5 protein-coding genes are annotated in these 6,000 nt (G+C 72.2%); 1 reads left to right on the plus strand and 4 read right to left on the minus strand.

Going from position 1 to position 6,000, the window contains the following annotated elements; genetic code table 11:
* Window positions 1-11 precede the first annotated feature (11 nt).
* Window positions 12-1,610 (minus strand): acyl-CoA mutase large subunit family protein, encoded by a 1,599-nt coding sequence (locus IF28_RS0117475; protein WP_030220775.1) that lies wholly within the window; start codon window positions 1,608-1,610, stop codon window positions 12-14.
* Window positions 1,611-1,920: 310 nt separating this feature from the next.
* Between IF28_RS0117475 and IF28_RS0117480 the strand changes: the two genes are divergently transcribed.
* Window positions 1,921-2,775, plus strand: coding sequence for a L,D-transpeptidase family protein (locus tag IF28_RS0117480; RefSeq protein ID WP_199809005.1), 855 nt, complete (start codon window positions 1,921-1,923; stop codon window positions 2,773-2,775).
* 201 nt (window positions 2,776-2,976) lie between these two features.
* On the opposite strand, the gene IF28_RS0117485 is transcribed toward IF28_RS0117480, so the two are convergent.
* The 3 genes from IF28_RS0117485 to IF28_RS0117495 form a co-directional block, all read right to left on the minus strand.
* Window positions 2,977-4,107: a hypothetical protein gene (locus tag IF28_RS0117485; protein ID WP_030220781.1), complete on the minus strand. Its 1,131-nt coding sequence runs from the start codon at window positions 4,105-4,107 to the stop codon at window positions 2,977-2,979.
* On the minus strand, window positions 4,107-4,781 hold the full coding sequence (locus tag IF28_RS0117490; protein ID WP_030220784.1) for an RNA polymerase sigma factor: 675 nt from the start codon (window positions 4,779-4,781) through the stop codon (window positions 4,107-4,109). The genes IF28_RS0117485 and IF28_RS0117490 overlap by 1 nt, the downstream gene beginning before the upstream one ends.
* Window positions 4,782-5,183: 402 nt before the next feature.
* Window positions 5,184-6,000: NADase-type glycan-binding domain-containing protein (locus IF28_RS0117495; protein ID WP_324616053.1), on the minus strand; the 817-nt coding region annotated here is incomplete at its 5' end.

Consider the following 6,000-nt stretch of genomic DNA (forward strand, 5'->3'; position numbering starts at 1 on the left):
ATCCGACCAGGTCAGAACGCGTCGCTCGGCACGTAGGTGCCCCAGACCTCCCGCAGCGCGTTGCAGACCTCGCCGACCGTCGCGCGGGCCTTCAGCGCGTCCTTCATCGGGTAGAGGACGTTGTCCTCGCCGGTCGCCGCCTTCTTCAGGGCGGTGAGGGCCGCGTCGACCGCCTGCCGGTCGCGCTCCGCGCGGAGTTTCGCCAGGCGTTCGGCCTGCTGGGCCTCGATGGCCGGGTCGACGCGCAGGGGCTCGTACGGCTCCTCCGCGTCGAGCTGGAAGCGGTTGACGCCGACCACGACACGCTCGCCCGAGTCGGTCTCCTGGGCGATGCGGTAGGCGGAGTGCTCGATCTCGTTCTTCTGGAAGCCGTGCTCGATGGCGTTGACCGCGCCGCCGAGGTCCTCGACCTTCCGCATCAGGCCGAGGGCAGCCGCCTCCACGTCGTCGGTCATCCTCTCGACCACGTAGGAGCCCGCGAACGGGTCGACCGTCGCCGTCACGTCCGTCTCGTACGCGAGGACCTGCTGGGTGCGCAGGGCGAGCCGGGCGGACTTGTCGGTGGGCAGCGCGATCGCCTCGTCGAAGGAGTTGGTGTGCAGCGACTGGGTGCCGCCGAGCACCGCGCCCAGGCCCTGGACGGCGACGCGGACCAGGTTCACCTCGGGCTGCTGGGCCGTCAGCTGCACCCCGGCCGTCTGCGTGTGGAAACGCAGCATCAGCGACTTGGGGTTCTTCGCACCGAACTCCTCCCTCATCACCCGCGCCCAGATCCTGCGGGCCGCACGGAACTTGGCGACCTCCTCCAGGATCGTCGTACGCGCGACGAAGAAGAACGACAGCCGCGGGGCGAAGTCGTCGACGTCCATGCCCGCCGCGACCGCCGTACGCACGTACTCGATGCCGTCCGCGAGGGTGAACGCGATCTCCTGCGCGGGCGACGCGCCCGCCTCCGCCATGTGGTACCCGGAGATCGAGATCGTGTTCCACTTCGGGATCTCGGCCCGGCAGTACTTGAAGATGTCCGCGATCAGCCGCAGGGACGGCTTCGGCGGGAAGATGTACGTGCCCCGCGCGATGTACTCCTTCAGCACGTCGTTCTGGATCGTGCCGGTGAGCCGGTCCGCCGGTACGCCCTGCTCCTCGGCGACCAGTTGGTACAGGAGCAGCAGGACCGCGGCGGGCGCGTTGATCGTCATCGACGTGGACACCTTGTCCAGCGGGATCCCGCCGAACAGCACCCGCATGTCGTCGACCGAGTCGATGGCGACACCCACCTTGCCGACCTCGCCGTGCGCGATCGGGGCGTCGGAGTCGTGGCCCATCTGGGTGGGCAGGTCGAAGGCGACCGACAGACCCATCGTGCCGTTGGCGATCAGCTGCTGGTAGCGGGCGTTGGACTCCGTCGCCGTGCCGAAACCGGCGTACTGGCGCATCGTCCAGGGCCGTCCGGTGTACATCGACGGGTACACGCCCCGGGTGAAGGGGTACGCCCCCGGCTCGCCCAGCCTCTCGGCCGGGTCCCAGCCCTCGAGGGCCTCCGGGCCGTAGACCGGTTCGATGGGCAGTCCACTCTCGGTGGACCGGGCACTGCCCGACTCGCGCGCCATGGTGTGATGCCTCCCGCTGAGCGGCGTTGCTCGACTTGCTCGCCCTGTACCCGTCAGTACGGCCGACCCTTCGACGGACTGTAGCGGTGCGTGTGCGGCCCGGTGGAGGGGCGCAGGCTGGGACCTTCCTCACAGCCTCGGTGGGACCCCGCTCACAGCCCCGCCTCGGCGGTCGTCGTCCTCGTCGTCTTCCGGTCACTCACCACCATGCCCCCTTGTTCGCCGGCGGTCACGTCCGGGGAACATCTCAGGTGACGGCCGGCGGCGCCCGGCCGATGAGACGACGGGGGCCGGTGTGCGTAGTACGGGCATGGGGCGGAAGCCGATGGCGGGTCTCGTGGCGCTGGCCGCCCTGACGGCGGGTGCCGCCGGCTGCACGGTGCAGCCGGCGGGGGCCGACGGGAAGGGCGGGTCGCCGGTACGGATCGAGGTGCCGAGCCGGACGCCGTCCGCGCCGGCACCAAAGTCCCCGCCGTCGAGGGCGCCGGCTCCGGTCAGCCCCGGGAAGTCCTCTCCTCCCAGGGCCCCGGCACCGCGTGTGCTGTGGTCGCCCGGGGACTCCGGGCGGGACATACGCGAACTCCAGGCCCGGCTGCGGCAGGTCGCCTGGATCTTCGAGGGGCCGACGGGAACGTACGACGACGCGACGGCGAAGGCGGTCCGGGGCTTCCAGGGCAAGCGCGGACTGCCGGGTACCGGGGTGACGGACTCCGTCACCTGGCAGCGACTGCTCGGCATGACGCGTGAACCGGGCACGTGGGAGCTGTATCTGATGGGCGGCCAGCCGGCCGACGCACCCGACCCGCGCTGCCGGACCGGCCGTGTGCTGTGCATCAGCAAGTCGAGCCGCACCCTGCGCTGGATGATCGACGGGCGGACGGTGGACACGATGCCGGTCCGCTTCGGCTCCGAGTACACACCGACCCGTGAAGGTGTGTTCCAGGTCTACTGGAAGTCCCGCCACCATGTGTCCACGCTCTACGACTCGCCGATGCCGTACGCCATGTTCTTCAGCGGCGGCCAAGCCGTGCACTTCTCGGCCGACTTCGCCGCGCGGGGCTACGGCGGTGCCTCGCACGGCTGCGTCAACGTACGGGACGAGGGCGCGATCGCCCGGCTGTACGGACAGGTGCGCAACGGCGACAAGGTCGTCGTGCACTGGTGAGAGAGGGCGCGGGCGGGACCGGGGGAACGTGTCCCGCCCGCGCCGAGGTGCACGAGCCGTGGGTACGGGGGGAACCCCGGCTCCGTGCGACAGCCGATGACCAGTCGGCTCACTCAGTACTGCGCCACACGCGCCGAAAGTGTCACACCCGGCGGGGAGGAAACTTCAGAGGGTTGGCAAAGACGCAGGTCAGAGGCGGTTTCATTGGCTGTCGTCATTGCCGTTGCCGTTGTCGCCACCGTTGCCGTTGCCGTTGTCGCTCTCGTCGCCCTGGTCCCGGTCCTCGTCCTCGCTGTCGTCGTAGTCGCCCTTCTTCGGGCTGTTGCCGCCGTTGCCCTGGTCGGGGCCATTGGACTGGCCCTGGCCCTTCCGGCCCTTGTTCTTGCCGTTGCCGTTGCCGTTGCCCTGTCCGCCGCCGTTGGCGTTGCTGTTGCCGCCGCCGTTGCCGTTGCCGTTGCCCGGGTGGGCGTCCTCCTCGGCGCCGGAGGTGCCCGACGTGCCCGACGTGCCCGACGTGCCCGAACCGCCGGACGGGTCCGTCGTGGACAGCACACCCTCGCAGTACGTGCCGATGTGGGAGGAGCCGCCCGCCGCGTTCTCGAGGAGGTGCCGGCGCTCGCCGTTCAGCTTCTCGCCGTCGCGCCAGGCGCGGCAGGACGCGGCGAGCTGCTTCCAGCCGCGCCCGGAACGGGCCGCGTTCTCCCCCGTGTCCCGGTCGTTCCCGCCCGGCGCACCCGTTCCGCCGGCGTCCGTCCCGCTCTCGGCCGTACCGGCGGCGCCGTCCGGATGCTCCCCCTCGGGGGTCGGCCCGCCCTTCGGCGGAGAGGAGATCGGGGGCCGCTCGCGGTGCGTACCGGAGGCGGAGGCGGCCGGGTCGGCCCCGGAGCCGCCGGACGGCCCGGACAGGACTCCGGTACCGGCCAGGACGGCCGCGCCGCCGACCATGCCGACGACCAGCGCGGCGGCCAGTCCGAGGCGCAGGGGGCGGGGCCCGCGGGGTCCGTCCGGGGTTCCGGAACGATCTCCGCGCGGGATGTCGATACGGAAGAGGCCGACGTCGGAGGGTCGCGTTCCGGCCGGCCCGGCCGTGTCGGGGGCCGCCTCCGTCCGTCCCTCCTTCTCCTCCCGGACCTTGCGAAAGGCGGCCAGGGCGGCCGCCTCTCCGGGGAGTTCCTCGCCGTCCGCCGGGGGTGGGGCGGAGAGCGCGCGCAGTGTTCCGGCGAGCCGTCGGGCCTGGTCACGGGCAGCGGGGTCGACGGCTTCGGGGGACTCTCCGCTCAGTAAGCGCTCCGCTGTCGCGCGGTCCAGCCACCTGTACTGCTCGTCGGCCATCACATGTCCTTCTGCGTCCGCGCTCGCATCTGCGTCACACTCGCGGACGTCACCGTACGACGGCGGGGTGCTCGCTGGGGAGGAAGGGCGCCGAGCCCGCCGCCGGATTCCGGATGGCCCTCCGGAACGCCGCCGAGCAACTCCCCCAGCCGTTTCAGACCCCGGTGCGCGGCCGTACGTACGGCACCCGGACGCTTGCCCAGCGTCTCGGCGGCCGACTTGGCGTCGAGACCCACCACCACCCGCAGGACGACGGCCTCGGCCTGGTCCTGCGGCAGCCGGGAGATGAGGGAGAACGCCCCGTCGGTGGCCAGCGCCTCGATGGCCTCCCCCGCGGTGTCGGACTCGGCGGCCCGCCCGGTCAGCTCGGTCTCGTCGCCGCCGATCGCGGGCCGGCGCCCGCGCATCCTGATGTGGTCCAGCGCCCGGTTGCGGGCGATCCGGGCCGCCCAGCCGCGGAACCGGTCCGCGTCCCCGGTGAAACGATCCAGGTCACGGGCGATCTGCAGCCACGCCTCGGACGTCACGTCCTCGGCGTCGGGCTCGCCCACCAGTGTCCGCACATAACCCAGCAGCCGCGGATGCACCGCGCGGTACACGGTCCGGAACGCGGTCTCGTCCCCGTCCTGGGCCGCACGCACCGCGGCGGTCAGCTCCACGTCGTCCCCCAGCACACGCGCGCGCCCTTCTGCGCCTAAGCCGGCGCCGCTCTCGCGGACCGGGTTGCTCGCCGTCGTGGTTGCTCAATTCGTGGTTGCGGTTACCGGCCGCGGGCGGTTCGTGGTCAAGTGTCCGTCGTGGCCTGGCGCGAAAGGCACGTTACGGCCTGAATCCTCTCCCCGTCCATGTTCGTCCAAGATGCAATTAACCCGTGACACAGGGGGTGTGACAGAAACCGCACTCATGGCGCTGTAGGGAGTACGGGCCGCCGCGCGGCCCGTGCCGCGCGACGGCCGGGGCCTCTCCTGTGGGGGGTGGCGGCCCCGGCCGTTGCTTCGCGGTCCTCCCGCGGGCGCCGGCGTCGCGTTCGACGGTGCCAAAGAGGGCGTACGGCCGGGCGTCCGCACGCCGTGCCGTCAACTTCGCTGGAAGAACTCCACCTCCGCCAGGGCCAGATGACCTCCCTCCGTGAGGCCGGCGGGTGAACCCAGCACCAGCCGTACCGACTTCACGTCACTGATGCCGGTGGGGATCGTCTGAGGACCGGGCTTGTCGCTGAGGGTGATCTCCTTGCGGTGCTCGGTGCCGTCCTCGGCGGTCACCTCCAGGTCCACCTGGAGGGCGCGGCCCTGACGGGCGTACGCCTCCGGGGACGCGGACGCGCCGTTGGTGATGATCAGGTCGACGAGACGGAACGGCTTGCGGAAGGTGTAGGTCACGGAGGCGCCGGGTCCGGGCGCGCCCCAGTAGCGGTCGCTGAGTCCGTCCGTGGTGTCCGCGGCCGGATGGCCGCGCACGGCCGCGCTCGCCTCCACACCGGCCGGGGTGATGGGCGTGGCCTTGCCGAGCTTGTCGCGGGTGTCCTCGATCAGGGCCCGTCCGGCGGGCAGCAGCAGGAAACCCGCCGCGCACAGGGCCAGCACCACGGCCAGGATCACGGCGAACCGGAACCCCGATCCCGACCCGGTCCGCCTGCGCCGCCGGAACGGCCACACCGTCCGCCACCACGGGAGGGGGGCGGGCTTCTCGGCGGGGCTGAGTTCGGCGGCACAGCGCCGGCAGAAGCGGCGCTCGGGCCGGTTGACCGTCCCGCAGACCGGACACGCCCGGCCCACCACATCGCCTTCCTCGACGACCGTGGGCCGGATCACGGGGCGGGGGGCCACTGGTTTCGCGGGGAGGACGGGGCCGACGGGGCCGGACGCGGGGGCGGGGGGCGACACGGCCGGGGAG

The organism is Streptomyces sp. NRRL WC-3626, from assembly GCF_000718785.1.
Lineage (GTDB): Bacteria > Actinomycetota > Actinomycetes > Streptomycetales > Streptomycetaceae > Streptomyces > Streptomyces edwardsiae.

Coding starts and splice junctions, on each gene's coding strand:
- IF28_RS0117475 (WP_030220775.1), bottom strand. CDS start 1,610: ATGGCGCGCGAGTCGGGCAGTGCCCGGTCCACCGAGAGTGGACTGCCC.
- IF28_RS0117480 (WP_199809005.1), top strand. CDS start 1,921: ATGGGGCGGAAGCCGATGGCGGGTCTCGTGGCGCTGGCCGCCCTGACG.
- IF28_RS0117485 (WP_030220781.1), bottom strand. CDS start 4,107: ATGGCCGACGAGCAGTACAGGTGGCTGGACCGCGCGACAGCGGAGCGC.